Annotated in this window: 20 protein-coding genes and 1 pseudogene; 19 read left to right on the top strand and 2 right to left on the bottom strand. The window is 69.7% G+C overall.

What is annotated here, in order from left to right; genetic code table 11:
- Positions 1 to 157 precede the first annotated feature (157 nt).
- Positions 158 to 844 carry an ion channel gene (locus tag ACFJIT_RS02110; RefSeq protein WP_131659004.1) on the bottom strand — a complete coding sequence of 229 codons (687 nt, stop codon included), beginning with the start codon at positions 842 to 844 and terminating at the stop codon, positions 158 to 160.
- Positions 845 to 1,192: 348 nt separating this feature from the next.
- On the opposite strand from ACFJIT_RS02110, the gene ACFJIT_RS02105 reads away from it, so the two are divergent.
- The 15 genes and pseudogenes from ACFJIT_RS02105 (at position 1,193) to ACFJIT_RS02035 (ending at position 20,738) form a co-directional block, all read left to right on the top strand.
- Positions 1,193 to 4,234 carry a carboxypeptidase regulatory-like domain-containing protein gene (locus ACFJIT_RS02105; protein WP_379654882.1) on the top strand — a complete coding sequence of 1,014 codons (3,042 nt, stop codon included), beginning with the start codon at positions 1,193 to 1,195 and terminating at the stop codon, positions 4,232 to 4,234.
- A gap of 654 nt (positions 4,235 to 4,888) precedes the next feature.
- Positions 4,889 to 6,826 (top strand): prolyl oligopeptidase family serine peptidase, encoded by a 1,938-nt coding sequence (locus ACFJIT_RS02100; RefSeq protein WP_379654881.1) that lies wholly within the window; start codon positions 4,889 to 4,891, stop codon positions 6,824 to 6,826.
- Positions 6,827 to 7,103: 277 nt separating this feature from the next.
- Positions 7,104 to 8,636: a BCCT family transporter gene (locus ACFJIT_RS02095; RefSeq protein ID WP_130517004.1), complete on the top strand. Its 1,533-nt coding sequence runs from the start codon at positions 7,104 to 7,106 to the stop codon at positions 8,634 to 8,636.
- A gap of 314 nt (positions 8,637 to 8,950) precedes the next feature.
- Entirely contained in the window at positions 8,951 to 9,964 is a 1,014-nt protein-coding gene (gene ilvC, locus ACFJIT_RS02090) for a ketol-acid reductoisomerase (RefSeq protein ID WP_379654880.1), read from the top strand.
- Positions 9,961 to 11,685: an acetolactate synthase 2 catalytic subunit gene (gene ilvG / locus ACFJIT_RS02085; RefSeq protein WP_379654879.1), complete on the top strand. Its 1,725-nt coding sequence runs from the start codon at positions 9,961 to 9,963 to the stop codon at positions 11,683 to 11,685. The genes ilvC and ilvG overlap by 4 nt, the downstream gene beginning before the upstream one ends.
- Positions 11,669 to 11,932 carry an ACT domain-containing protein gene (locus ACFJIT_RS02080; protein WP_130535661.1) on the top strand — a complete coding sequence of 88 codons (264 nt, stop codon included), beginning with the start codon at positions 11,669 to 11,671 and terminating at the stop codon, positions 11,930 to 11,932. Before ilvG ends, ACFJIT_RS02080 begins: the two co-directional genes overlap by 17 nt.
- Positions 11,933 to 12,062: 130 nt before the next feature.
- Positions 12,063 to 13,625 (top strand): 2-isopropylmalate synthase, encoded by a 1,563-nt coding sequence (locus ACFJIT_RS02075; RefSeq protein ID WP_379654878.1) that lies wholly within the window; start codon positions 12,063 to 12,065, stop codon positions 13,623 to 13,625.
- Positions 13,622 to 14,431 (top strand): class I SAM-dependent methyltransferase, encoded by an 810-nt coding sequence (locus tag ACFJIT_RS02070; protein WP_379654877.1) that lies wholly within the window; start codon positions 13,622 to 13,624, stop codon positions 14,429 to 14,431. Before ACFJIT_RS02075 ends, ACFJIT_RS02070 begins: the two co-directional genes overlap by 4 nt.
- Positions 14,428 to 15,858, top strand: a complete 1,431-nt coding sequence (gene leuC / locus ACFJIT_RS02065; protein WP_379654876.1) for a 3-isopropylmalate dehydratase large subunit — start codon at positions 14,428 to 14,430, stop codon at positions 15,856 to 15,858. Before ACFJIT_RS02070 ends, leuC begins: the two co-directional genes overlap by 4 nt.
- Positions 15,858 to 16,052: a hypothetical protein gene (locus ACFJIT_RS02060; RefSeq protein ID WP_130528374.1), complete on the top strand. Its 195-nt coding sequence runs from the start codon at positions 15,858 to 15,860 to the stop codon at positions 16,050 to 16,052. The genes leuC and ACFJIT_RS02060 overlap by 1 nt, the downstream gene beginning before the upstream one ends.
- Positions 16,052 to 16,630: a 3-isopropylmalate dehydratase small subunit gene (gene leuD, locus ACFJIT_RS02055; protein WP_379654875.1), complete on the top strand. Its 579-nt coding sequence runs from the start codon at positions 16,052 to 16,054 to the stop codon at positions 16,628 to 16,630. Before ACFJIT_RS02060 ends, leuD begins: the two co-directional genes overlap by 1 nt.
- Complete coding sequence (leuB, locus tag ACFJIT_RS02050) at positions 16,620 to 17,702, top strand: 3-isopropylmalate dehydrogenase (RefSeq protein ID WP_130554002.1); 1,083 nt, start codon at positions 16,620 to 16,622, stop codon at positions 17,700 to 17,702. The genes leuD and leuB overlap by 11 nt, the downstream gene beginning before the upstream one ends.
- A 127-nt stretch (positions 17,703 to 17,829) precedes the next feature.
- Positions 17,830 to 18,502 (top strand): annotated as a pseudogene (locus ACFJIT_RS02045) (TetR/AcrR family transcriptional regulator).
- 154 nt (positions 18,503 to 18,656) lie between these two features.
- Positions 18,657 to 19,316, top strand: coding sequence for a protein-L-isoaspartate O-methyltransferase (locus ACFJIT_RS02040; RefSeq protein WP_130516983.1), 660 nt, complete (start codon positions 18,657 to 18,659; stop codon positions 19,314 to 19,316).
- Positions 19,317 to 19,349: 33 nt separating this feature from the next.
- Positions 19,350 to 20,738, top strand: coding sequence for a TolC family outer membrane protein (locus ACFJIT_RS02035; protein WP_286575240.1), 1,389 nt, complete (start codon positions 19,350 to 19,352; stop codon positions 20,736 to 20,738).
- A gap of 59 nt (positions 20,739 to 20,797) precedes the next feature.
- Here the strand turns inward: ACFJIT_RS02035 and ACFJIT_RS02030 are convergent, their stop codons facing one another.
- On the bottom strand, positions 20,798 to 22,156 hold the full coding sequence (locus tag ACFJIT_RS02030) for an ATP-binding protein (protein ID WP_379654874.1): 1,359 nt from the start codon (positions 22,154 to 22,156) through the stop codon (positions 20,798 to 20,800).
- 145 nt (positions 22,157 to 22,301) lie between these two features.
- On the opposite strand from ACFJIT_RS02030, the gene ACFJIT_RS02025 reads away from it, so the two are divergent.
- From ACFJIT_RS02025 to glp, 4 genes are all read left to right on the top strand, one after another.
- Entirely contained in the window at positions 22,302 to 22,652 is a 351-nt protein-coding gene (locus tag ACFJIT_RS02025; protein WP_306995906.1) for a response regulator, read from the top strand.
- Positions 22,653 to 22,786: 134 nt separating this feature from the next.
- Positions 22,787 to 24,271 carry a diguanylate cyclase domain-containing protein gene (locus ACFJIT_RS02020; RefSeq protein WP_379654873.1) on the top strand — a complete coding sequence of 495 codons (1,485 nt, stop codon included), beginning with the start codon at positions 22,787 to 22,789 and terminating at the stop codon, positions 24,269 to 24,271.
- Between the two features lie 79 nt (positions 24,272 to 24,350).
- Positions 24,351 to 24,971, top strand: coding sequence for an NTP transferase domain-containing protein (locus ACFJIT_RS02015; protein ID WP_379654872.1), 621 nt, complete (start codon positions 24,351 to 24,353; stop codon positions 24,969 to 24,971).
- The gene (gene glp / locus ACFJIT_RS02010) at positions 24,964 to 26,214 is read left to right on the top strand and encodes a gephyrin-like molybdotransferase Glp (protein WP_379654871.1); all 1,251 of its coding nucleotides are present in this window, start codon (positions 24,964 to 24,966) and stop codon (positions 26,212 to 26,214) included. The genes ACFJIT_RS02015 and glp overlap by 8 nt, the downstream gene beginning before the upstream one ends.
- Positions 26,215 to 26,245: the final 31 nt, after the last annotated feature.

Here is a 26,245-nt window from a genome sequence, read left to right as displayed (position 1 = left end):
GTCGGCGCAGCGCTGCCAGTGCCTGTCCGCCACGGCCGTCGCCTCGTGCAGCAGCGGCCCGGGATCGAACAGGACCGGGAGCTGGATGAAGGGAACCTGCAGTTTCATGCGGTGCGCGGACGAGGCCTGGCCAAAGCCGCGCATCGTAGCGCGTGGGTCAACCCTCGGGCCGGTCGTCGCGCTGCGCGCGCACGCGCAGGGTGGTCAGCGCGATCAGGCGCGAGACCACCAGCGCGATGTACATCACCCCGGCGAACTGCTCGAGCATGACCAGCGCGCGCGCCTGCGGCAGCACCGGCACGATGTCGCTCAGGCCCACCGCCGAGAGCACACTGAAGCTCAGATACAGCAGCTCCATCCAGCTGCGCGCACCGCTGGTCACGCCGTTGGCGCTGAAGCTGCCCGGGTACCACTGCTGGCACACCGAGAAGGCGAAGGCGAACGCCCACGCCAGCAGGGTGAAGGTGGCGCCGGCGGCGAACAGCTCGTCGCTGGTGACGCGGTGGTCGTCCAGCATGTAGCCGATCAGGCTGGCGGCCGTATAGAAGTACAGCAGGCATTCCATGGCCTGGGCGAAGGTCACCAGCCCCGGCAGCTGCCGGGTCACCCCGAGCAGCGAGCAGGCCACCGAAGGCAGCGCCAGCAGCCAGGCGATCCAGTTGACCGCCGGGCTGCGGTTGACGACCCACAGCGCCAGGGCCAGCACCAGGATGCCGAACGCCCCCAGCAGCGCCTGGCCGGTGCGGGTGTCGTTCATGGCCGGGTAGAGCAGCACCCCGGCCAGCTGGACGACCAGCAGCATGGCCGAGGGGTGTCGACGCAGGAAATGGAGGTCCAGGCGCATGGGGCGATCTTGCAGTGCGGGATCGCATCGTAATCACCTCCCTGTCGGGGCCGTCAAAAAGATGAAATCCCCCTTAACAGGTCTGAAAAATAACAAACACGTCACTGATTAGCTGGCTTTTAGTTTTGATGCCATTAATTTCTGACGATCCGTGACAAATTACGTGAATTGCGACACACATCGCCACGCTTGGGACGAACTAGCTCGTTAAGTTCCCGTTCGCGCGCCGTTGGACGTCCGTTACGCGGCCGCGCGCATTGCCCGCGCCCTACCCCCGTCTCCGCATCCCGCGGGCCGGTCCGGAGGGGCGCTTTTGCCTTGATGCATTTATTGGGAAGCCACATTCACATGAGCCACAGAAATCGTCACCACGGCTTGCGCCGCACCGCCCTGGCCCTCGTGCTCGGCGCCGCGCTGGCGCAGGGCGCTGCCTACGCGCAGAGCACCGCCGGCAACATCGCCGGTACCGCGCCGGCCGTCGCCGGCCAGACCGTGCAGATCACCAGTTCCGCCTCCGGCGTGTCGCGTCAGGTGCCGGTCGATGCCAACGGCCGCTTCCGCATTCCCGCCCTGCCCACCGGCACCTACACGGTCACCCTGACCGGCGCCGACGGCACCGCCTCCAGCCAGACCGTCACCGTCGTGGCCGGCCAGACGGTCAACGCCGAGTTCGCCGATGCGAGCAGCGGCGGCGCGGCCAAGAGCCTGGACACGGTCGTCGTGCGCGGCATGAAGAACGTCAACGGCATCGACCTATCCAGCGTCGAGTCGCGCACCACCTTCACCGCCGAGCAGCTCAACGCGCTGCCGGTGCCGCGTGACATCACCAGCGTCTCGCTGCTGACTCCGGGCACGGTCAAGAGCTCGGGCTACTTCGGCAACGCCTCCTTCGGCGGCGCCTCGGCGGCCGAGAACAGCTACTACGTCAACGGCTTCAACATCACCAACCTCTACGACAGCCTGTCCTTCTCGGAAGTCCCCTTCCAGGCGATCGACCAGCTGGACGTGCAGACCGGCGGCTACGGCGCGCAGTACGGCTTCTCCACCGGCGGCGTGACCAGCGTCAACGTCAAGCGCGGCACCAACGAATGGCACGGCGGCCTGAGCTGGACCAGCGTGCCCGACAGCCTGCGCGCCAGCGTGCCCAACGTCTATCGCAACAGCGACGACCAGATCTTCCGCAGCTACCACAACAACTACAACGCCTCCAACACCTACACCGGCTGGATCGGTGGTCCGCTGATCAAGGACAAGCTGTTCGTGTTCGCGCTGGCCGAGTTCGACAAGAGCAACACCACCTCCTACGGTGCGCGCTCGGACGTGCAGACCGAGCTGGACGCCGACGGCAATCCGACCCTGTCGCCCTCCACGGCCTCGCGCTCCACCACCGCGCAGGACTATGAGTCCAAGACGCCGTACTGGCTGGTCAAGCTGGACTGGTACCTCAACGACGCCAACCACCTCGAGTACACCGGCTTCGACAACGGCAGCCGCTACACCTACGACTACTACAACGCCGCCTACGGCGCCGACGATCATCCGGCCAAGACCGACTACAACGGCCAGCTGGTCGGCAAGAGCGGCGGCCAGACCGACATCTTCAAGTGGACCAGCTACTTGACCGACAACCTGACCATGGCGCTGCAGTACGGTCAGATGCGCAACAAGGATTCGCAGTTCACCATCAGCCCTGACGGCAAGCACAGCTCGTACGACGGCAACGTCTTCGGCCCCATCGGCGACTGCCCGTACGTGATCGACCAGACCGGCACGAAGATCGGCTGCGCCGTGGCCCAGAGCGTGGGCATGGAAGGCGGCAAGAACTCCCGCGACAGCTACAAGGCCGACTTCGAGTGGCAGCTGGGCGACCACAAGGTGGCCTTCGGCTACAGCGATGAGCAGTGGAAGTCGACCTCGGGCACGGCCTACTCCTCGGGCGGCTACTGGCGCCTGTACGACGGCTATGCGCGCCTGATCAACTTCCGCACCGGCGGCGGCGTCAAGATCGACCAGAAGTCCTGGTACCTGCAGGACAACTGGCAGATCACCGACAACTTCATGCTGTACGGCGGTATCCGCAACGACTCGTTCGACAACAAGAACAGCTCGGGCACCACCTTCGTCAAGCAGGACGACATCTGGCAGCCGCGTCTGGGCTTCTCGTGGGATGTGGCCGGCAACGGCGACAGCAAGCTGTTCGGTTCGCTGGGCCGCTACTCGCTGCCGATCGCGGCCAACGTCGCCCTGCGCGCCGCCAGCGCCTCGTTCTATACCGTCAACTACTACACCTATGACGGCATCGATCCGGTCAGCGGCGCGCCGCTGAACACCGCGCCCTTCCGCGGCGGCTCGGCCGACTACGTCATCAACGGCGAGAACGGTGTCGCGCCGGATCCGAAGGCCGTGGCCAGCAAGGGCCTGAAGCCCTACACGCAGGACGAGGCCATCCTGGGTTACCAGCAGCTGCTGCACTCGGACAACAGCTTCGTCGACGGCTGGACGCTGGGGGCCAAGGCCACCTACCGTCGCATCAATCAGGCCATCGACGACACCTGCGATGTGCGTGCGATCTACAACGCCGCCCAGGCGCAGGGCTACGACGTGGCCGGTCACTGGGCTGACCAGTGGACGATTCCGGACGGTCTGCCGGGCTGCTACCTGTACAACCCGGGCGAAGACCTGAACATCACGCTGGATGTCGATGGCGACGGCAAGGCCGACAACATCCACGTCGATGGCAGCGCCTTGGGTCCCAAGGCCAAGCGTTACTACAAGGCGTTGACCCTGAGCGCGGAGAAGGCCACCGACAAGTGGTACGCCAGCATCAACTACACCTGGTCCAAGCTCAGCGGCAACTACGAGGGTCTGGTCAAGAGCACCAACGGCCAGTCCGACACCGGCACGACCTCGGACTTCGACTTCGCCGAGATCATGTACGGCGCCGATGGCTATCTGTTCAACGACCATCGCCACACGCTGAAGGCGTACGGTGCGTACAACTTCACCGACGAGTGGTCGATGGGTGTTGATCTGCAGGTCCAGTCGGGCGCGCCAATCAGCTGCCTGGGTGGCGGTACCGGCACCTTCGGCACCGAGTACGGCTACGGCGGCGTGTTCCACTACTGCAACGGCGAGATCGCCAAGCAGGGCACCGCTGGCCGCACGCCGTGGACCTGGGCCGTCAACCCGAACGTGGTCTACAAGCCGCAGTGGGCCAATGGCCTGAGCCTGCAGATGTCGGTGCTGAATCTGTTCAACTCGGTCAAGCCGCTGCAGGTGTACGAGACCAAGGAAGACACCCAGTACGGCGAGACCTACAACAGCTACAAGCTGGGCAAGTACTACACCACTCCGCGCTATGTGCGCTTCCAGGTGCAGTACGACTTCTAAGCGGTTTGATCGGGCGTCGGTCTGAGCCCGTCTAGAAGTTGCAAGACAGACCCCGCCGGGCGACCGGCGGGGTCTTTTGTTTTGTGCTTTCTTCAGGTGCACGAGGGGGACGCCTTGCGGCTTCGGAGGGACAGCGGTCCGGGGGGGCGGGGGCGCTTTCCCCTCAATCAGGGCATCGCGCCCTGATTCGGGCGCTCGGCTTCCTGCCTCGCCAGGCGCGGCCTCCACCCGCCGGCCCGCTACCGCGCGCGTCACGTCTTGAGGCTTCGGCTCGAGAATCAAAAGAGGTGTTGGCCCATCTACCGCAGCGCCTCGAACTGGCCAAGTGCGGCGGAGAGCGGTCTGGGATGGTCCGGGGTGCGCACGGGTGCGATTCAATCCATGGGGAATGCCAACCCGATCCGCTGTGGGAGACGCCATGGCGCCGAAATGGCTGTAGAGCGGAGCTTGCTCCGCTGCGTTTCGATCAGATCATCGGCAAGCCCCAGCGGAGCAAGCTCCGCTCTACAAGGAGGACGCGACGTGATCGGAAGAGACAGCTGCTCCCGCAGAAGCTAGAGCGGGCGCGGCCGCATTCACGCGCCTGCGGGTTTGCGCTATCGTTTTGGCGGGGATAGACGCCCGGCATGGGCGACAACACGACAAGGGGCGACGATGAAGGCATGGAAGCGGGCCATGGTGGCCGCGGTGGTGGCCTGTGCATGTGCGCAGGCCGGGGCGGAGGCGCCGGTGCCGGTGGAGGCGTTCGCGCAGGCGAGCAAGCTGTCCGGCCCGATGCTCTCGCCGGACGGCAAGTATCTGGCGGCCTCGGTCGATCTGGACCATGGCATGTCGGCGCTGGCGGTGTACCGTCTGTCGGACATGGTGCAGACGGCGCTGCTGAAGTTTCCGCGCTATGAGCTGGCCACCCAGGTGCAATGGGTCAGCAACACGCGGCTGGTGATCGCCAAGGGCCGCAAGGTCGGCACCCTGGAGAAGCCGCGACCCAACGGCGAGGTGATCGCCAGCAATTTCGACGGCAGCGGGCAGAAGTACATCTACGGCTACGAGCAGCGCGCAGCCAGGTCGACGCTCGACCGCGGCTTCGGCTACATCGAAGGCGTGCCGGAGATCCCCAACGGCCATTTCTACTTGCGCCAGCTCTCGCTCGAAGCGCGGCGCTCGATGCTCTACGACGTGGACACCGAGAAGGTCACCTTCCGCCTGATCGCCGACATCGGCGTGCCGGACCTGGACTTCGTGCTCGACCACACCGGCAAGCCGCGCTTCGCCATCGGCACCGACGATGACGACAAGCCGCTGCTGTACCGGGCCGGCGACGACGGCGCGTGGCTGCCCATGCCCACCAGCGAGGCCGAGCTGTGGCAGCCGTTCGCCTTCAGCCCCGACGATCGTCAGCTCTATGCCTTGCGCAGCCGCAAGGGTGGGCCGGCCGAACTGGTGCGCAGCGATGCCCAGGGCGGCAACCTGCAGGTCCTGGCGCGCGACAGCTTCGCCAGCGTCAGCGATCTGCAGTGGACCCATGCGCCGTCGGTGCCGTTCGCCGCGCAGGCCGGGCGCGGGCCGAGCCACTTCACCTATTTCGACACCGACTCGCCCGACGCGCAGTTGCATCAGGCGCTGACCACGGCGCTGCCGGGCAAGCATGTGGAGTTCGTCAACCAGAGCCAGGACGGCCAGGTCGTGCTGCTGTTCATCGACAGCGACCGCGACCCCGGCGCGTGGTATCTGCTCAATCGCAGCGACAACAAGCTGCGCCGCCTGCTGACCCCGCGCGAGGGCATCGACCCGGCGCGGATGGGCGAGCGGCGCGTGCAGCGCTTCACCGCCAGCGACGGCCTGCCCCTGGAGGCGATCGTCACCGTGCCCGCGGGCGTGCGCGATCCCAAGGCGCTGCCGATGGTGCTGCTGCCGCACGGCGGCCCGCACGGCATCCGCGACGACTGGGAGTTCGATACCGACGCGCAGTTCCTGGCCAGCCGCGGCTACCTGGTGCTGCAGGTCAACTATCGCGGCAGCGGCGGGCGCGGCGCGGCTTTCATGGAGGCCGGTTATCTGAAGTGGGGCACGCGCATCCAGGACGATCTGCTCGACGGCGTGCGCTGGGCCATCGCCCAGGGCATGGCCGATCCCAAGCGCGTATGCGTCTACGGCGGCAGCTTCGGCGGCTACTCGGCGATGATGACGGTGGCGCGCGCGCCCGGGATGTTCCAGTGCGCGGTCGGCTTGGCCGGCATCTACGACCTGGACATGATGTACAGCAAGGGCGACATCAAGCGCACCGATTCGGGCCGTCACTACCTGCAGCGGGTGATCGGGCGCGATGCGGCCGAGCTGGCCGCCAACTCGCCGGTCACCCTGGCCGGCAAGATCACCGTGCCGGTGCTGCTGGCGCATGGCGAGGACGACGAGCGTGCGCCCTTCGCCCAGGCCAAGGCGATGCGCGCCGCGCTCACCGCCGCCGGCCATCCGCCGCAGTGGATGGCGGTGCCCAACGAGGGCCATGGCTTCTACAACGAGGCCAATTCGATCGCCTTCTTCAATCAGCTGCAGGCCTTCCTGGATGCGCATATCGGGGATGGGGCGCACTAAGCGACGCTGGGAGAAGGCTTCCGTCGTGGTTTAGAGGGCGCGAGGTGGGTGGCGCCCATGCGCGGGCGCGACGTCCATGGATTCCCGCTTTCGCGGGAATGACGGAGGGGGTTGTCTGCCCTGAAGCCTGCCTGGGCCGTGAGGCACGCCAGGCGGGTCGGTGCGGCGACCGCAATGCACGGTGCAGTGCATCGCTACGTGCCGATCACCGCCGCGGCTGTACCGTGCACCGCTTTTCGCGGCGGCCGCCGGGCGCGCCGCATGAACGGAGCTGGCCGTGGTCTACAGGATTTCGCTGTTCATCGTCATCGCGCTGGTGCTCGCCGCCGGCGTCGCGCCCGATGCGTTCAATGCGGTGATGCAGGCGGCGTTGAAGCAGACCATCGGCGCGGCCGGCTCGCTGTATCTGCTGGTGGTGTTCGCCGCGCTGGTGTTCCTGCTGTTCCTGTGCGTGGGCCGCTTCGCCGACCTGCGCATCGGCGGCGAGGATGCGCAGCCGCAGTTCTCCAACGCCAGCTGGCTGTCGATGCTGTTCGCCGCGGGCATGGGCATCGGCCTGGTGTTCTGGGGCGCGGCCGAGCCGCTGTCGCATTTCATCACCCCGCCCGAGGGGCTGCAGCCGCGCAGCATGGACGCCGCGCGCGCGGCGATGCGCTACGCCTTCTTCCACTGGGGGCTGCATCCGTGGTCGGTGTACGCGCTGATCGGCCTGGCGATGGCCTGGTTCCAGTTCAACCGCGGCGGACGTGGGCTGATCAGCGACCTGCTCGAACCGGTGCTCGGCCGCCGGCATGAGGGCTGGATCGGCCACGCGGTCAATATCGCCGCGGTGGTGGCCACCACCATCGGCGTGGCCACCACGCTGGGCTTCGGCACCATCCAGATCGCCGCGGGCCTGGAGCGGGTGTTCGGCATCCACGCCTCCGCGCCGGTGCAGCTGACCGTCATCGCGGTGTCCTTCGTGCTGTACATGGCCTCCAGCGTCACCGGCGTGGAGCGCGGCATCAAATGGCTGTCCAACTTCAACGTCGGCCTGGCCGCGCTGCTGCTGGCCTTCGTGCTGGTGCTGGGGCCGACCAGCTTCATCTTCGACACCTTCACCACCACCCTGGGCAGCTATCTCAACAGCCTGGTCAACATGAGCCTGCGCATGTCGCCGTTCTCGCGTTCGACCTGGGTGGCGACCTGGACGATCTTCTACTGGGCCTGGTGGATCGCCTGGGCGCCGTTCGTGGGCGCGTTCATCGCGCGGGTGTCCTACGGCCGGCGCATCCGCGAGTTCGTGTTCGGCGTGGTGCTGGCGCCGAGCCTGCTGGGCTTCCTGTGGTTCTCCACCTTCGGCGGCGCGGCGCTGTGGGCGCAGCTGTTCGGCCATGTCGATCTGGCCGCGGCGCTGGCGCAGGGCTACGAGACGGTCCTGTTCGCGATGTTCGACAGCCTGCCGCTGTCCTGGCTGCTGTCCGGCCTGGCGCTGCTGCTGTTGTCGATCTTCTTCGTCACCTCGGCCGACTCGGCCGTACTGGTGCTGGCCAGCATGTCCTACGACAAGGCGCAGGACCCGCCGCTGTCGCGCAAGATCGTCTGGGGCTCGGCCATCGCCCTGATCGCCGCGACCTTGCTGCTGGTCGGCGGCCTGGAGGCGCTGCAGGCGATGATCACCGTGGCCGCCCTGCCCTTCGCCCTGCTGATGGTGCTGGTGATCGTCGCGCTGTACCGTGCGCTGGACCAGGAGTACCAGGACCAGCAGCGCCGCCTGCAGCGCGACCGCCGGGCCATCGCGCAGTGGCTGGAGCGCGAGCGGGAGCGGTGAGGCCCGCCGGTGCTGCGTCACGGTTTCTGGCGCAACGAAATCCGCGCTTGACAGCCCCGCGCCGGGCATGGTTTTCTGCCGGCCTGATGAACGCCTTCCGTCCGATCACGACCGCCCAGCAGACCGCGCACGCCGCGGCCTCGCTCCTCGTGCTCGTACTTATTCACTCGCCTCACGGTGCGGGACGGACGGTCGTGTAAGCAGCAAGCACACGAAACCCTGACGAAACCCCGCACTGCGAAGTGCGGGGTTTCGTGCTTTCAGCCCTTTCAAAAGTTTCAACCCCAACTTTCAGCCAGACAGGAACGCCGCCCATGACCGCTTCGACCTCCAACCTCCCCCAGCCCACCATCGCCATCGTCGGCTACGGCAGCCAGGGCCGCGCCCATGCGATGAACCTGCGCGAGTCGGGCTTCGATGTGACGGTCGGCCTGCGTCCGGGCGGCCCAACCGAAGCCAAGGCCAAGGCCGACGGCTTCCTGGTCAAGTCGCCGGCCGAGGCGGTCAAGGACGCCGACCTGGTCGCCGTGCTGACCCCGGACATGGTGCAGAAGCAGCTGTACAACGAGGTGCTGGCGCCGAACATGAAGCCCGGCGCGGTGCTGCTGTTCGCCCACGGCCTGAACGTGCACTTCGGCATGATCGCCCCGCGCGAGGACCTGGACGTGGTCCTGGTCGCGCCCAAGGGCCCGGGCGCGCTGGTGCGCCGCGAATACGAGATCGGCCGCGGCGTACCGTGCATCTACGCGGTCTACCAGGATAAGTCGGGCAAGGCCGAGCAGTACGCGCTGGCCTACGCCGCCGGCCTGGGCGGCGCGCGCGCCAACATCATCAAGACCACCTTCAAGGAAGAGACCGAGACCGATCTGTTCGGCGAGCAGGCCGTGCTGTGCGGCGGCGCGTCCTCGCTGGTGCAGGCCGGCTTCGAGACGCTGGTGGAAGCCGGCTACCAGCCGGAGATCGCCTACTACGAAGTGCTGCACGAGCTGAAGCTGATCGTGGACCTGTTCTACGAAGGCGGCATTACCCGCATGCTGGAGTTCATTTCCGAGACCGCGCAGTACGGCGACTACGTCAGCGGCCCGCGCGTGATCGATGGCTCGACCAAGGCGCGCATGAAGGAGGTCCTGACCGACATCCAGGACGGCACCTTCACCAAGAACTGGGTGGCCGAGTACGAAGCGGGCCTGCCGAACTACAAGAAGTTCAAGCAGGCCGACCTGGAGCACCCGATCGAAGTGGTCGGCAAGCAGCTGCGCGCCAAGATGGTGTGGCTGGCCGACAACGCCCCCAAGCCCGCAGCGCAACCACAGGCCGCCGCCGCATGAACGCACCGACCGCCACTGCCCCACGCAATGGCGCCCGCTGGATCGCCCACGCCCTGGAAACCGAGGGCGTGGACACGATCTTCGGCTATCCCGGCGGGACCATCATGCCGTTCTACGACGCGCTGGTGGACTCGGCGCTCAAGCACATCCTGGTGCGCCACGAGCAGGGCGCGGCGCTGGCCGCCAACGGCTACGCGCGCGCCTCCGGCAAGGTCGGCGTGTGCGTGGCCACCTCCGGCCCGGGCGCGTCGAACCTGATCACCGGCATCGCCGATGCGATGCTCGATTCGGTGCCGATGGTGTGCCTGACCGGCCAGGTCGCCACGCCGCTGATCGGCACCGACGCCTTCCAGGAGCTGGACGTGTTCGGCATGACCATGCCGATCGTCAAGCACAGCTTCCTGGTGCGTCGGGTCGAGGATCTGCCGCGGGTGTTCGCCGAGGCCTTCCGCATCGCGCGTGAGGGCCGCCCCGGTCCGGTCCTGATCGACCTGCCCAAGGACGTGCAGATCAACGACGCCTCGCACCTGCCCGACCACGTGCCAGCGGCGGTCGCGCCGCCCCCGGCGCCGTCCGAAGCAGCCATCGCCGAGGCGCTGGCGGCCATCGCCGGCGCCGAGAAGCCGGTGGTCTACGGCGGCGGCGGCATCGCGCTGGGCAATGCGGTCGAGGCGTTCCGCCAGTTCGTCGAGGCCAGCGGCATCCCGACCGTGCTGACCCTGCGCGGCCTGGGCGCGCTGCCGGCCAACCACGGCAACTACCTGGGCATGCTGGGCATGCACGGCACCCGCGCGGCCAACATGGCCGTGCAGGAAAGCGATCTGCTGATCGTGGTCGGCGCGCGCTTCGACGACCGCGCCACCGGCAAGCTGGCCGAGTTCGCCCCGTTCGCCCGCGTCATCCACCTGGACGCCGACGCCTACGAGATCTCCAAGCTGCGCACGGCCGACATCGCCATTCCCGGCGATCTGGCCAGCGGCCTGCGCGCGCTGAGCGGCGCACGCAGCGCCTGCTACGCATGGAAGGCCAAGTGCGCGGCCAACCGCGAGCGCTTCGGCTTCCGCTACGACGCCCCGGGCACGGACATCTACGCCCCGGCGCTGCTGAAGCGGCTGAGCGAGGTCGCCCCGGCCGACGCGATCATCACCAGCGATGTCGGCCAGCACCAGATGTGGGTGGCGCAGCACTGCAAGTTCAACCATCCGCGCCACCATCTGACCAGCGGCGCGCTGGGCACGATGGGCTTCGGCCTGCCGGCGGCGATGGGCGCGCAGTTCGCCTGCCCGGAGCGGACCGTCGTCCTGGTCAACGGCGATGGCGGCTTCATGATGAACGTGCAGGAGCTGGTCACCATCGCGCGCTGCAAGCTGCCGGTGAAGATCGTGCTGCTGGACAACTCCGCGCTGGGCATGGTGCGCCAGTGGCAGGAGCTGTTCTTCGCCGAGCGCTATAGCGAGATCGACCTCTCCGACAACCCGGACTTCGCCGCGCTGGCCCGCGTGTTCGGCATCCCGGCCCGGCACATCGCCGCGCGCGAGCAGGTCGACGACGCCCTGGCCGAGCTGCTGGCCACGCCCGGCCCGGCGCTGCTGCACGTGAGCATCGACATCAAGGCCAACGTCTGGCCGCTGGTGCCGCCCAACCACGCCAACAGCTCGATGCTGGAATCCAACCCCGCCAAAGCCGCACCGGAGCCCAAGTCCCATGCAATACCGGCTTGATCTGATCGTGAGCCCGGCCGAGGGCGCCCTGGTGCGCGTGATCGGCATGGTCGAGCGCCGCGGCTTCGCCCCGCGCGCGGTGCATGCCGTGCCGCGCGCCGATGGCCGCTGGGAGCTGGGCATGCACATCGAGGGCACCCGTCCGATGGAGACCCTGCGCCATCAGTTGGAGAAGGTGTACGACTGCGAGTCGGTCGCCATCTGCATCGACCCGCCGGCCACGGCCGTGACCGGGGTGGCGGCATGATCCTCGCCCTCGCCCTTTCCGTCCCGTTGGCGCCGCGCCCCGCACGCCGCGCCGCACGCCGCATCGCCTTCCAGACCCCGCGCCGTCCCACGGCCATCCGCACGGCCGTCGCCGTAGAGGATCCCTTCGTATGAACACCGCCGTATCCACCGACACCGTCCGAATTTTCGACACCACCCTGCGCGATGGCGAGCAGTCCCCGGGCTGCAGCATGTCCCCGCAGCAGAAGGTGGTCATGGCCCGCGCCCTGGCCGAGCTGGGCGTGGACATCATCGAGACCGGCTTCCCGGCCAGCTCCGAATCCGACCGCCAGGCCATGGCGCTGATCGGCCGCGAGGTGCGCACGCCGACCCTGGCGGTGCTGTCGCGCTGCCTGGCCGGCGACATCGAGATCTCCGCCCGCGCGCTGGAAGCGGCCGCCAACCCGCGCCTGCACGTCTTTTTGTCCACCAGCCCGCTGCACCGCGAGCACAAGCTGCGCATGAGCAAGGAGCAGGTGCTCGAGTCGGTGCACCGGCACGTGACCCTGGCGCGCGGCTATATCGATGACGTGGAGTTCTCCGCCGAAGACGCCACCCGCACTGAGATCGACTACCTGATCGAGGTCGCGCGCACCGCCATCGCCGCCGGCGCGCGGACCATCAACCTGCCCGATACCGTCGGCTTCACCACCCCGGAGGAGATCGGCGACATGTTCCGCCGCGTGATCGCCGGCGTGGCCGACATCAGCGGCGCCGACAAGGTGATCTTCAGCGCGCACTGCCACAACGACCTGGGCCTGGCCGTGGCCAACTCGTTGGCCGCCGCCGAGGCCGGCGCGCGCCAGATCGAGGGCAGCATCAACGGCATCGGCGAGCGCGCGGGCAACTGCGCCATCGAGGAGATCGCCATGGCGCTGAAGGTCCGCAACGCGTTCTATGGCTTGGACACCGGCATCCAGACCCCGCGCATCGTGCCGACCTCGCAGCTGCTGCAGCGCCTGATCGGCATGCCGGTCCAGCGCAACAAGGCGGTGGTCGGCACCAATGCCTTCGCCCACGAGTCGGGCATCCATCAGCACGGCATGCTGCGCCACCGCGGCACCTACGAGATCATGCGGCCGCAGGACGTGGGCTGGCCGGACACGCAGATGGTGCTGGGCCGCCACAGCGGCCGCGCCGCGGTCGATGCGCGCCTGCGCGCGCTGGGCTATCTGCTGGAAGAGGACGAGCTGAAGCTGGTGTTCGAGCAGTTCAAGGGCCTGTGCGAGCGTCAGCGCGTGGTCGGCGATGCCGACCTGCAGATGCTGATGCAGGACGCCGCGGTCAGCGACGGCTATCGCCTGGCCTCGATGACCATCTCCGATGTCGGCGGCCGCGCCAACGCGCTGGTCGAACTGTCCGATCCGGAAGGCAACCGCGTGGCCGAGACGGCGCAGGGCAATGGCCCGGTCGACGCGCTGTTCGGCGCGCTCTCGGCCGCCACCGGCGTCAAGCTGGAGCTGGACAGCTACCAGGTGCACAGCGTGGGCATCGGCGCCGACGCGCGCGGCGAGGCCAGCCTGTCGGTCCGCGCCGACGGCCTGGAATACGAAGGCACCGGCACGTCCAAGGACATCATCGAGGCCAGCGCGCTGGCCTGGCTGGACGTGGCCAACCGCCTGCTGCGCCAGCGCCAGCACGCCCCGGCGCCGAGCGAAGCCGCCGCGGCATGAACCCGGCCACCCACCCCGCCGCCGCCGCGGCAGGCAGGCCGCCGGATGCGGCCCGCTACGCGCGCAACGCCGGCTTCGTCCCGGCGCTGGGCGCCTCGGTGTCGGCGCTGCTCGATGCCCGGCCCGGCGAGCGCATCCTCGACCTGGGCTGCGGCGACGGCGTGCTGACCGCGCAGCTGGTCCAGGCCGGTGCGGACGTGGTGGGTGTGGATGCCTCGCCCGAGCTGGTCGCCGCCGCCCTCGAACGCGGCATCGATGCGCACGTGATGGACGGGCATGCCCTGACCTTCGAGGGCAACTTCGATGCGGTCTTCAGCAACGCCGCGCTGCACTGGATGCGCCAGCCCGACGCGGTGCTGGCCGGCGTGCGGCGCGCGCTCAAGCCCGGCGGGCGCTTCGTCGCCGAGTTCGGCGGCCATGGCAACGTGGCGGCGATCACCACCGCGCTGCGCGCGGCGCTGCGGGCCAACGGCGCCGGCGCGCCGGCCTTCGCCTGGTTCTTCCCCACGGCCGAGGAGTACGCCGCGCGGCTGGCCCAGCATGGCTTCGAGGTCGTGCAGATCGCGCTGATCCCGCGCCCGACGCCGCTGCCCACCGGCATCGCCGGCTGGCTGCAGACCTTCGCCGATCCCTTCCTGGGCGGCCTCGACGCCGACACCCGCAGCCGCGTGCTGGCCGACACCGAGGCGCTGCTGCGCCCGGCGCTGTGCGATGCCGCCGGCCAGTGGCACGCCGATTACGTGCGCCTGCGCTTCAGCGCGCGCCGCTCCCCGACCCCGCATTCAACGCAAGGCCATCCGCAATGAGTTCCGCCCCCCGTACGTTGTTCGACAAGCTGTGGGACGCGCATGTCGTGGTCCCCGAAAGCGACACCGCGCCCGCCGTGCTGTACATCGACCTGCACCTGATCCACGAGGTCACCTCGCCGCAGGCCTTCACCGAGCTGCGCGCGCGCGGCCTGGCGCCGCGCCGCCCGGACCGGACCAAGGCCACGATGGACCATTCCACGCCGACCCTGCCGGCCGGCGCCGACGGCCGCCTGCCCTACTACACCGCCGCGGCCGAGAAGCAGGTACAGACGCTGGAAGCCAACTGCGCGCAGTACGGCATCGAGCTGTTCGACATGGGTTCGGCCAACCGCGGCATCGTCCACGTCATCGCCCCCGAGCAGGGCTTCACCCAGCCCGGCATGACCATCGTCTGCGGCGACAGCCACACCTCCACGCACGGCGCGTTCGGCGCGCTGGCCTTCGGCATCGGCACCAGCGAGGTCGGCCACGTGCTGGCCACCCAGTGCCTGCTGCAGCGCAAGCCGCGCACCATGTCGATCACCGTCGACGGGCCGCTGGCCCCGGGCGTGGGCGCCAAGGACGTGGTGCTGCACATCATCGGGGTGATCGGGGTCAACGGCGGCACCGGCCACGTGCTGGAGTTCCGCGGCTCGACCATCGAGGCGATGGACATGGAGCAGCGCATGACCCTGTGCAACATGTCCATCGAGGCCGGCGCGCGCGCCGGCATGGTCGCGCCCGACCAGATCACCTTCGACTATGTCGCGGCCACCCCGCGTGGGCCCAAGGGCGCCGACTTGGACGCCGCGGTCGCCTACTGGAAGACCCTGCGCAGCGATGCGGGCGCGCGTTTCGATGCCGAAGTGGTGATCGACGCGGCCGACATCCGCCCGACCCTGACCTGGGGCACGCACCCGGGCACGGCGATCGCGGTCGATGCGGCCATCCCCGCCGCCAACGACGCGGCCGCGCAGAAGGGCCTGGACTACATGGGCTTCCATGCGGGCGAGCGCGTGGAAGGCGCCAAGGTCGACGTGGTGTTCGTCGGCTCGTGCACCAACGGCCGCCTGCGCGACATGCGCGAGGTCGCCCGCGTGCTGGCCGGGCGCAAGGTCGCCGAGGGCGTGCGCATGCTGGTGGTGCCGGGCTCGGAGATCGTCAAGCGCCAGGCCGAGGCCGAGGGCATCGACGCCATCGTGCGCGCCGCCGGTGCGCAGTGGCGCGAGCCGGGCTGCTCGATGTGCATCGCCATGAACGGCGATCTGGTGGCGCCGGGCGAGCTGGCCGTGTCCACCTCCAACCGCAATTTCGAGGGCCGCCAGGGCCCCGGCTCGCGTACCCTGCTCGCCTCGCCGCTGAGCGCGGCCTGGGCCGCGGTCAACGGCCGGGTCAGCGATGTGCGTGATCTGTTCGCAGCAACCAAATCCAAGGAAGTGGCCTGATGCCCAGTCCCGAATCCAACCAGGCCGCGCACGTGGCCTTCACCGCCACGGTGGCCAGCGCGCTGGCCCGCAGCGTGCGCGACACGCCGCTGCGCCCGCGCCAGGACGCGCCCGCGCCCGAGGCGCTGCCCGCCGCCGAGGTCACCGACGTGCCGGCCGATTTCGCGCTGGGCGGCAGCGAGGAGGCCGCGTGATGGCAGGTATCCGCACCATCACCTCTAGGGCCGTCGTGCTGCGTTCGACCAACATCGACACCGACCAGATCATTCCGGCGCGCTTCTTGTCCACCACAGAGCGCGCCGGCCTGGGCCGCAACGCCTTCAACGACTGGCGCTGGAAGGCCGACGGCACGCCCAATCCGGACTTCGCCTTCAACCAGCCGCACAACGCCGGGCGTTCGATCCTGCTGGCCGGGCGCAACTTCGGCTGCGGCTCCTCGCGCGAGCACGCGCCCTGGGCGCTGACCGACTTAGGCCTGCAGGCCGTGGTGTCCAGCGAGATCGCCGACATCTTCCGCGGCAACAGCCTCAAGAACGGCCTGCTGCCGGTGGTGCTGGCCGAGGCCGACGTGCAGACGCTGATGGAGCGTCCCGACGACGAGCTGACCATCGATGTGGCCGCGCGCGAGCTGCGCACGCCCGACGGGCGCGTCTATGCGTTCCCGCTGGACGGCTTCTCGCAGACCTGCCTGCTCGAAGGCGTCGACCAGCTGGGCTATCTGCTGGCCCGCGCCCCCGACATCGCCCGCTACGAGGCCGCCCATGCACGCTGACATCGTCGTCCTGCCCGGCGACGGCATCGGCCCGGAAGTGGCCGCCGCGGCCGTCGCCGTCCTCAAGGCCGTGGCCCAACAGCACGGCCACGACTTCAGCTTCGCCGAGCACGACATCGGCGGCATCGCCATCGACCGCCACGGGGTGCCGCTGCCCGAGGCCACCACCCTCGCCTGCCAGCAGGCCGACGCGGTGCTGCTGGGCGCGGTCGGCGGGCCCAAGTGGTCCGACCCCAACGCCAAGATCCGGCCCGAACAGGGCCTGCTGGCGATCCGCAAGGCGCTGGGCCTGTTCGCCAACCTGCGCCCGGTGCGGCCGCATCCGGCCGCGCTGGACGCCTCGCCGATCAAGCCGCACCTGCTGGCCGGCGTGGACATCGTGGTGGTGCGCGAGCTGACCGGCGGCATCTATTTCGGCGACAAGACCCGCACCGCCGAAGCGGCCAGCGATCTGTGCAGCTATTCGGTGGCCGAGGTGGAGCGGGTGCTGCGCAGCGCCTTCGGCCTGGCCCGCGCGCGCCGCGGCAAGGTCACCTCGGTGGACAAGGCCAACGTGCTGGAGACCTCGCGCCTGTGGCGCGAGGTGGCCGCGCGGGTCGGCCGCGAGGAGTTCCCGGACATCGCCCTGGAGCACCAGCTGGTCGATTCGATGGCCATGCACCTGCTGTCCAAGCCGCGCGAGTACGACGTGATCGTCACCGAGAACATGTTCGGCGACATCCTCACCGACGAGGCCTCGATGCTGGCCGGCTCGCTGGGCCTGCTGCCGTCGGCCTCGCTCGGCCAGAGCCGGGTCGGCCTGTACGAGCCGATCCATGGCTCGGCCCCGGACATCGCCGGCAAGGGCATCGCCAACCCCTACGCCACCATCCTCTCGGCCGCGCTGCTGCTGCGCCATTCGCTCGGGCTGGAAGCCGAGGCCCAGCGCATCGAGCAGGCCGTGGACGCCGCCCTGGACGCGCGCGCCTTCACCGCCGACCTGGCCGGCCCCGGCCAGGCGCTGAGCACCGCGCAGGCGACCGAGGCCGTGCTGGCCCAGCTCGAACGCCAGCCGGCCGGCCTGCGCGCCTGATCCCCGTCCCGGGGCCGGTCCCGCAGGACCCCGGGGCAGTCGGGCAAGCTGACGCAACGATGACGGGCGCGGCCGCGACGGCGCGCCCGGACTGTAAATATCGAACCGTCTAGTCTAGTATTGCGCGATGGTCCCGCAGGCTCCGCTCCCCGTGTCTTCCGACTCCTCCCGCAGCACGACGCCGTCAGGCCCGGGCCGTCCCAAGGACCTGGCCAAGCGCGCGGCGATCCTCGAGGCGGCCAAGGCGCTGTTCGCGCGCGAGGGCTTCGCCGGCGTCAGCATGGACCGCATCGCGGCCGAGGCCGGCGTGTCCAAGCTGACCGTCTACAGCCATTTCGGCGACAAGGAGTCGCTGTTCTCCGAGGCGATCCGCAACCTGTGCGAAGAGCTGCTACCCGATGCCACCTTCAAGGTGCAGGGCGATGTCGGCGTGCGCGCGCAGCTGCGGCAGATCGCCGAAGGCTTCTTCGCCATGGTCACCAGCGAGCAGGCGATCAACACCCACCGCATGCTGCTGGCCAGCACCCAGGCCGACGAGCACCTGCGCCAGATCTTCTGGGAGTCCGGCCCCAAGCGCACCCACGACATCTTCGCCGGGCTGCTGCGCGAACAGGTCGCGCAGGGGCACCCTGGACATCGAGGACATCGACGTGGCCGCCCGCCAGTTCTTCACCCTGCTCAAGGGCGAGATCTACGGCCGCATGATGTGCGGCCTGCTGGGTCGGCTGGAAGCGGGCGAGATCGACCGACACCTGGATAACACGGTGGACATGTTCCTGCGCGCCTATGCCCGCCGCTGAACCCGAGCCGCCACGGCCCGGCCATGACTTCCGGTCCGGTGACTTCCGGCACTGCGCCCACCCCGGGTGCGGCGGCGATGCTCAGCACGCCTGCCGTGCCGCGCGCCGCTAGAATGCCCGCCCCGGCACAACGACACGCCCCCCGAGCACGCCCATGACGATCAACTACGCCCAAGCCCGCGAAAACATGGTGGAACAGCAGATCCGTCCCTGGGACGTGCTGGAACCCCGCGTCCTGGACACGCTGGCCACCCTGCCGCGCGAGGCCTTCGTGCCGCCGGCGCACCGCGCGGTGGCCTATGCCGATCTGGAACTGCCGCTGGGCCACGGCCAGCGCATGATGAAGCCGGTGGTCGAAGGCCGCGTCCTGCAGGCGCTGGACGTGCAGCCCGGCGAGGACGTGCTGGAAATCGGCACAGGCAGCGGCTTCCTCACCGCCTGCCTGGCCGCGCTGGGCCGCGAAGTGGTCAGCCTGGAGCTGCACCCCGAGCTGGCCGCCTTCGCCCAGGCCAACCTGCAGGCCGCGGGGCTGGGCAGCAACGTGCGCATCGAGACCGCCGACGCGCTGGCCTGGACCACCGACCGCAAGTTCGACGCGGTCTGCATCACCGCCGCGGTGGACACCCTGCCGCTGGGCTTCATGGAACTGGTGCGTCCGGGCGGACGCCTGTTCGTGGTGCGCGGCCGCTCGCCGGCCATGGAAGCGGTGCTGGTGCACAACGACACCAGCGGCGCCCGCATCGAATCGTTGTTCGAGACCGATGCGCTGGGTTATCTGGTCGGCGCCGCGCCGGTCCCTGCGTTCGTCTTCTAAGCGCTTGGCACAAACTTTCAAGGAATTCCCACGATGAGCCGTCTCCCCCTCGTTCTCGCCGTCGCGCTGGCGCTGCCCTCGGCCGCCTCGGCCACCGACCTGATGCAGACCTATGAAATGGCCCGCAACGGCGACCCGACCCTGGCCCAGGCCGAAGCCGCGCGCCTGTCGCAGAAGGAGGGGGTGGTCCAGGCCCGCGCCACGCTGCTGCCGCAGGTCAACGGCACCGCCTCGCTCGGGCGCTCCAGTTCCAAGGTCACCCATGGCGGCGAGTGGATCGACAGCCCGCGCTCGCGCGACTACGCCGTGACGGTGAACCAGAGCCTGATCAACTTCGGCGACTACGCCCGGGTCAACTCGCAGCGCGCGCTGAGCCAGGCGGCGGATTTCGACCTGGATTCGGCCAACGACTCGCTGATCACGCGCACCTCGGCGGCCTACTTCAACGTGCTGATCGCGATCGAGACGCTGGCCTCGGCCGAGGCCGCGCAGGCCGCGTTCCAGAAGCAGTTCGACTACGCGCAGAAGCGTCTGGACGTGGGTTTGGCCCCGATCACCGACGTGCACGAAGCCCGCGCCTCCTACGACAGCGCGCGCGCCACGGTCATCACCCAGCGCAACGCGCTCAAGGACGCCTACGAGGCCCTGACCGAGATCACCGGCCAGCCGGTGACCAACCTGCGCGGCCTGCCGGACGACTTCAAGCCGCAGCTGCCCTCGCAGTACAGCGCCGATGGCTGGGTCGACACCGCGCTGGCGCAGAATCCGCAGCTGAAGTCGCTGCAGCTGCAGGTGCAGTCGGCCGACTCCGGCATCAGCGCCGCGCGCGCCGGCCATCTGCCGACCCTGAGCCTGAGCGGCAGCTACGGCCGCAGCGCCAACTGGGGCGGCGACTCGGACACCGGCACGGACGGTTCGCGCCGCGGCGAGTACGATTCGCGCTCGATCGGCCTGACCCTGAACGTGCCGATCTTCTCCGGTGGCGCGACCCAGTCCCAGGTGCGCCAGGCCGTCGCCCAGCGGGATTCGGCCCAGGATGCCTTCGAACAGCAGCGCCGCGCGGTGGTGCGCAACACGCGCAACGCCTACCAGGTGCTGGAAGCGGGCATCAGCGAGATCGAGGCCCGCCGCTCGGCCGTGGTCTCCGCGCGCAGCGCCTACGACGCCTCGCAGGTCGGCCTGGAAGTGGGCACCCGCACCGTGCTGGACGTGCTGACCAACCAGAACAACCTGGTCTCCGCACAGCAGCAGTACTCGCTGGCCAAGTACAACTTCCTGCAGAACCGCCTGCTGCTGGAGGCCGCCGCCGGCACGCTGGACGCGGCCGACCTGCAGGACGTCAACGCCCTGCTCAGCGCCGATGCCAATACCCGCCTGAGCGACGACGACGTCAAGGCGATCGGCGTGCCCAAGGCGCAGTAAGCGTCCCGCATCGACGCAAGCAAGGACGGCCGCGCAAGCGGCCGTCGTGCTTTACGGGCTCAGGCCGCGTGTGTGGCCGCCTGCACGTGGGCGCTGGCGCCCTCGGCCTGCGGAAACCACAGGCTCATGACCGTGCCACGCCCAAGCGCTGTATCGACATCGATGAAGCCGCCGCTGTGGCGCATCAGCGCATAGACCTGCGCCAGGCCCAGGCCGGTGCCCTGCCCCTCGGGCTTGGTGGTGAAGTAGGGCTCGAACAGCCGCGACAGCGTGGCCTGGTCCATGCCCGTGCCGGTGTCGGCCACCGACAGCACCACGTACTGGCCGCTGGCGCGCGAGGGCGTGGCGCCATCGCTGGCGATGGACTGGTGCGAGAACGACACGGTGATCTGGCCGCGGTTCTGGCAGGCGTCGCGGGCGTTGATGCACAGGTTCATCACCGCCTGGCCGATAGCGTGCGGATCGCCCTGGGTGATCAACGCCTGCGGCGCCGGTTCGACCACCAGCACCATGTCCGGGCCCAGCGACTGGCGCATCAGCTCGGCCATGGAGGTGGCCACCTCGCGCAGGTCCAGCGCCTCGAAGCGCGGCGGATGCCGGCGCGAGAACGCCAGCAGCCGGCGCGCCAGCATCGAGGCATGGTGCAGCGCCTCCTGCCCGCGCCCGAGCAGCTTGCGCTGCAGCGGGGTCAGCTGTTCGGGCGTGTCGGTGACCACGCTGATGGCCGCCACGGCGGTCTGCAGCATGTTGTTGAAGTCGTGGGCGATGCCGGCCACCAGCTGGCCGACCGCCTCGCCCTTCTGCGCCTGCAGCGAGGCCAGCTCGGCCGAATCGCGCGCGCGCTCGGCCAGGCTGCGCGCGGCCTCGGCGATGTCCACCTGCCCGCGCAGCGCCTCGGCCGCATGGCGCTCGGCCTCGGCCTGCTCCTGGGTCTGGGTGAGCGAGGATTCCAGGAAGTCGGCGTGGCGCGCGGTCACCAGCTCGCGCAGCTCGGCGCCCTGCAGCTGCGAGGTCAGGCTCTCGTTGATCAGGCGCAGCGCGTGCTCGGAGCGCAGGCGATCGGTGACGTCGCGGCACATGGCCAGCAGCAGCACCGGCTGGCCGCGGTCCAGGGCCAGCGGGCTGAGGATCACCGACCAGACCCGTTCCTGGTCGCGCAGGGTCTGGATGGCGCCCTGGAACTCGTTTCGCTGGCCCACGCAGGCCAGGCGCACGGCCTCGCGGGCGATCGCCCGCATCGCCGGCGTCCACAGGTCGTGCCAGTGCCGGCCGACCACATCGTGACGGCCGTAGGCCTCCAGCAGCTCCAGCCCGCGCTGGTTGACCGAGACCACGCGGCCGCCGCCATCGAGTTCGAAAATGCTGTCGCCGGACAGCTCGACGATCTGACGGTAGTGGTCTCGCGAAAAAGCTGGCATGGGAACTCCGCAACGCTTCCCGCCGTAACTGCTGCGGCGGGCACGACCCCAGCCTAGCCGAGGTCACCCCCCTTTCACAGCGCTGTGACGATGATTCGCCCTACTTGTGTCTTTAGGTTCTCCGCGTCACATGGCTCCTATCCCAATGATCCTCATCGTCGAGGATGACGCGGGTGCGCGCGAGATCGCGGCCCTGATCCTCGAAGCCGAGGGCTATCAGGTCACGCAAGCCAACGGCGGCAACCAGGCGCTGCAGCTGCTGGAGAGCGGCGCCGCCTTCGATCTGGTCTTCAGCGACATCAACATGCCCGGCGGCATGGACGGCATCCAGCTGGCCCGGCGCGTGGCCGATCTGGATGCGCAGATCCCGGTAGTGCTGACCTCCGGCCATGCCGAGGGCTCGTTCCGCGACTTCCCGACCAACGCCCGGTTCCTGCCCAAGCCGTACAACCGGCAGGCCTTGCTGGGCATGCTGCGCCAGCAGCTGGCGCGCTAGCCCGCCGGGCGCCCTTCATCCAATCTCCGCCAGGTCTGGGGCAAGATTCGCTAGAGAAGACGTTGGCGCCGGGACGGCGTGAGTCGCAATCACACCACCGCGCGCGCCCGGGAGGGGGGCCACCGGGAATGAGCATGTCCGACCCACCACGCCGGCGATGGCTGCCCGAGTTGCTGCGCGCATTCGTGCTGGCCGTGTGCCTGTTGTTCGCCGGGGCCGAGTACTGGCATGGGCTGGAGACCCGGCGCGAGGCGACCGAACAGATCTATTCGGACGCGGGCAACCTGGCGCGTTCGGTCAGCCAGCATGCCGGGGATTCGATGCTGGTGGCCGACGGCGTGCTGTCCGGCATCGTCGAGAACCTGCGCATCGAGGGGGCCACGCCGCGCGACCTGGCCCGGCTGGACGATTATCTGCGCGAAGAGGCCAGCCGCTCGGGCCGCATCCATGGCCTGTTCGTCTACGACGCGCAGGGCCGCTGGATCGCCTCGTCGCTGGACCACCTGCCGCCCAACATGAACAACTCCGACCGGGCCTACTTCAAGCATCACCAGGCGGTGGACGACACCTTGCCGTGGGTGGGCCCGCCGGTGCGCAGCCGCTCGGACAACCAGTGGATCCTCACCGTCAGCCGCCGCTACAACGATGCGCGCGGGCAGTTCGCCGGCGTGGTGCTGGCGAGCATCCGCTCGGCGTATTTCGCCGAGCACTACCGCGGCTTCGACGTCGGCCGACATGGCGCCATCACCCTGCTCGACGATGCGGGGCTGGTCTGCGCGCGCTCGCCCGAACTCAATGCCGTCGGTCAGGACTTCTCGCACAGCGACCTGTTCGCGCGGCTGCGCGGCGCGCCGGCCGGTTCGCTGGCCTACGTGTCGCCGTTGGACCACACCCGGCGGATCAGCGGCTTCCAGCACGTCGAGGGCTTCCCGCTGATCGCCGTGGCGGCGCTGTCCGAGGACGAGGCCCTGGCCGCCTGGCGCGGCTCGGTGCGCACCCACGCGCTGCTGACGCTGTTCACCGTGGTGCTGCTGGCCGGCCTGGGCGAGTGGCTGCGTCGCCAGCTGCTGGCGCGCCAGGCGGCGCAGGACCAGCTCGAGACGCTGGTGCGTACCGACGCCCTGACCGGCCTGGCCAACCGCCGCGCCCTGGACGAGACGCTGGCCGACGCATGGGCCCGCGCGCGCCGCGAGGGCACGCCGCTGGGGCTGCTGCTGGCCGATCTGGACCACTTCAAGAACTTCAACGACACCTATGGCCACCAGGCCGGCGACGTCTGTCTCACCCGGGTGGCGCAGGTGCTCAAGCAGAGCGCGCGGCGACAGGGCGATCTGGCCGCGCGCTATGGCGGCGAGGAGCTGGCCCTGGTCCTGCCCGGCTGCGATGCCGACGCCCTGCGCGCGATGGGCGAGGCCGTGTGCCGCAACGTGCGCGCGCTGAAGATTCCGCACGCCGAGAGCTACAGCGCCAGCGTGGTCACCATCAGCGTCGGCGCGGTGGCGCTGTGGCCGAGCCGCATGGGCGAGGACGAAGGCCCGGCCACCTTGATCCATCTGGCCGACCTGGCCCTTTACGACGCCAAGGCCGGCGGCCGCAATCGCATGGTGATGCGCTCATGAGCCGGCGCGTGGAAGCGACATCGCGAACACAAGCACGGGCCACAGGCGCGCCGGGCGGCCGGCGCTAACATCGGCCGCGATGACCACGCCTCGGCCTGCCTCGACCGACGCCCCCCTCGCACTGCACGGCCTGGTCCTGGCCGGCGGCGCGAGCCGGCGTATGGGCCGCGACAAGGCGGCGCTGGTCTACGAGACACGGCCACAGCTTGAGGTCGCCTTCTCCCTGCTGCAGGCGCAGGTACAGCGCTGTCTGGTATCGGTGCGCGCCGACCAGCAGGACGACCCGCTGCGGGCGCGCTTCCCGCAGCTGCTCGATCGGCATCACGCCATCGGCCCGGCCGCCGGCCTGCTCGCCGCGCACGCGTCAGCGCCCCAGGCCCCGTGGCTGGTCATCGCCTGCGACCTGCCGGGGCTCGAGGCGGCCACGCTGCAGCGGCTGACCGCGGCCTTCGTCCCGGGCGACGGTGCGGTGGCCTTCCGCAGCGCCGGCGACGGCCTGCCCGAGCCGCTGTGCGCGCTCTGGGCACCGCCCGCGCTGCAGCGCCTGCGCCGCCAGGTCGAGGGCGGACACTTCGGTGTGCGCCGCGCACTGGATGCCGACGACGTGCGCCTGCTCGCGCCGCAGGCGGCGCAGGTGCTGGACAACGCCAACACGCCCGAGGACCTGGCGCGGCTGCGCGGCGAGGTGCGGCATGGCTGATCCCTGCGCGGGCGAAGGCCTGCTGTCCTACGAAGCCGCGCTTGCCCGGCTGATCGCCTCGGCCGGCGCGCTGCCGGCCGAAGCCTGCGCCACCGACCAGGCGGCCGGGCGCGTGCTGGCCGAAGCGGTGCGCGCGCAGGCGGCGCTGCCGCCGTTCGACAACGCCGCCATGGACGGTTACGCGCTGCATAGCGATGGCCAGGCCATCGCCGCCGGCAGCGTGTGGCCGATCGCCGGGCGCGTGGTCGCCGGCGACGCGCCGCCGCAGGCGCCGGCCGCGGCCTGGGAGATCATGACCGGCGCGGCGCTACCGCCCGGCGCGGACAGCGTGGTGCCCTACGAGCGCACCGAACGCCTGGACGCGGCGCGCATGCGCGTCCTGGAAGACCTCGCACCGGCGCGCCACATCCGCCGCGCCGGCAGCGACCTGCAGCCCGGCGACCCGATCGCCACGGCCGGCACGCCGGTCGATGCCACGCTGCGGATGTTGCTGACCGCGGCGGGGATCGGGCAGGTCCAGGTCAGGCGCGCGCCGCGCGTGGCGATCCTGTCTACGGGCGACGAACTGATCACCGATGCGGACGCCCCGCTGCGGCCGGGCCAGATCCGCGCCAGCAACGGCCCCTTCCTGCAGACCGCGCTGACCGAGCTCGGCGCGCGCGTGCTGGCCTGCCGCACCCTGGGCGACGACCCGGCGCAGTTCGCCGCCGCGCTGGCCGAGGTCACGGTCGAGGCCGATCTGGTGCTGACCACCGGCGCGGTCTCGGCCGGCGTGCACGACTTCGTTCCGGCCGCGCTGGGCAAGGCCGGTGCGCAACTGCTGTTCCAGGGCGTGGCCATCCGTCCGGGCAAACCGCTGCTGGCCGCGCGCCTGGCGCAGGGCCCGCTCCTGCTGGGGCTGCCGGGCAATCCGGTCGCCACCGTGCTGGGATTTCGCTTCTTCGCCGTGCCTCTGCTGCGGCACTGGCTGGGTAGGCCGCCCGAACGACCGCTGCTGGCCCGCCTTGCCGAACCGGTGCGCGGGCGCGGGGCGTTGCGCGGCTTTCTCAAGGCGCGCGTCAGCCACGACGAGGACGGCACGCTGCGCGTGCGCGTCCTGGCAGGCCAGGAGTCCTTCCGCATCGCCTCGTTGCTACAGGCCAACGCCTGGGCGACGCTGGCGCCCGGCGCCGACGCGCTACCCGCCGGCGCACGCGTGGAGGTCTATCCGCGCGATCCCGACGGCGGCTGGCGCTTCGACTGAGCACCGCTCCGGCGGTGCGCAGCACCCGCCC

The organism is Pseudoxanthomonas sp. UC19_8 (assembly GCF_042700505.1).
GTDB classification, from domain to species: domain Bacteria; phylum Pseudomonadota; class Gammaproteobacteria; order Xanthomonadales; family Xanthomonadaceae; genus Pseudoxanthomonas_A; species Pseudoxanthomonas_A winnipegensis.
The sequence above is the reverse complement of the archived record's forward strand: the minus strand, read 5'-3'. Positions and strand labels throughout refer to the sequence as shown.

What these genes read in the sequence shown, in the direction of transcription:
- ACFJIT_RS02110 (WP_131659004.1), bottom strand. Translation starts at nt 844, where the DNA reads ATGCGCCTGGACCTCCATTTCCTGCGTCGACACCCCTCGGCCATGCTG.
- ACFJIT_RS02105 (WP_379654882.1), top strand. Translation starts at nt 1,193, where the DNA reads ATGAGCCACAGAAATCGTCACCACGGCTTGCGCCGCACCGCCCTGGCC.
- ACFJIT_RS02100 (WP_379654881.1), top strand. Translation starts at nt 4,889, where the DNA reads ATGAAGGCATGGAAGCGGGCCATGGTGGCCGCGGTGGTGGCCTGTGCA.
- ilvC (WP_379654880.1), top strand. Translation starts at nt 8,951, where the DNA reads ATGACCGCTTCGACCTCCAACCTCCCCCAGCCCACCATCGCCATCGTC.
- ilvG (WP_379654879.1), top strand. Translation starts at nt 9,961, where the DNA reads ATGAACGCACCGACCGCCACTGCCCCACGCAATGGCGCCCGCTGGATC.
- ACFJIT_RS02080 (WP_130535661.1), top strand. Translation starts at nt 11,669, where the DNA reads ATGCAATACCGGCTTGATCTGATCGTGAGCCCGGCCGAGGGCGCCCTG.
- ACFJIT_RS02075 (WP_379654878.1), top strand. Translation starts at nt 12,063, where the DNA reads ATGAACACCGCCGTATCCACCGACACCGTCCGAATTTTCGACACCACC.
- ACFJIT_RS02070 (WP_379654877.1), top strand. Translation starts at nt 13,622, where the DNA reads ATGAACCCGGCCACCCACCCCGCCGCCGCCGCGGCAGGCAGGCCGCCG.
- leuC (WP_379654876.1), top strand. Translation starts at nt 14,428, where the DNA reads ATGAGTTCCGCCCCCCGTACGTTGTTCGACAAGCTGTGGGACGCGCAT.
- ACFJIT_RS02060 (WP_130528374.1), top strand. Translation starts at nt 15,858, where the DNA reads ATGCCCAGTCCCGAATCCAACCAGGCCGCGCACGTGGCCTTCACCGCC.
- leuD (WP_379654875.1), top strand. Translation starts at nt 16,052, where the DNA reads ATGGCAGGTATCCGCACCATCACCTCTAGGGCCGTCGTGCTGCGTTCG.
- leuB (WP_130554002.1), top strand. Translation starts at nt 16,620, where the DNA reads ATGCACGCTGACATCGTCGTCCTGCCCGGCGACGGCATCGGCCCGGAA.
- ACFJIT_RS02040 (WP_130516983.1), top strand. Translation starts at nt 18,657, where the DNA reads ATGACGATCAACTACGCCCAAGCCCGCGAAAACATGGTGGAACAGCAG.
- ACFJIT_RS02035 (WP_286575240.1), top strand. Translation starts at nt 19,350, where the DNA reads ATGAGCCGTCTCCCCCTCGTTCTCGCCGTCGCGCTGGCGCTGCCCTCG.
- ACFJIT_RS02030 (WP_379654874.1), bottom strand. Translation starts at nt 22,156, where the DNA reads ATGCCAGCTTTTTCGCGAGACCACTACCGTCAGATCGTCGAGCTGTCC.
- ACFJIT_RS02025 (WP_306995906.1), top strand. Translation starts at nt 22,302, where the DNA reads ATGATCCTCATCGTCGAGGATGACGCGGGTGCGCGCGAGATCGCGGCC.
- ACFJIT_RS02020 (WP_379654873.1), top strand. Translation starts at nt 22,787, where the DNA reads ATGTCCGACCCACCACGCCGGCGATGGCTGCCCGAGTTGCTGCGCGCA.
- ACFJIT_RS02015 (WP_379654872.1), top strand. Translation starts at nt 24,351, where the DNA reads ATGACCACGCCTCGGCCTGCCTCGACCGACGCCCCCCTCGCACTGCAC.
- glp (WP_379654871.1), top strand. Translation starts at nt 24,964, where the DNA reads ATGGCTGATCCCTGCGCGGGCGAAGGCCTGCTGTCCTACGAAGCCGCG.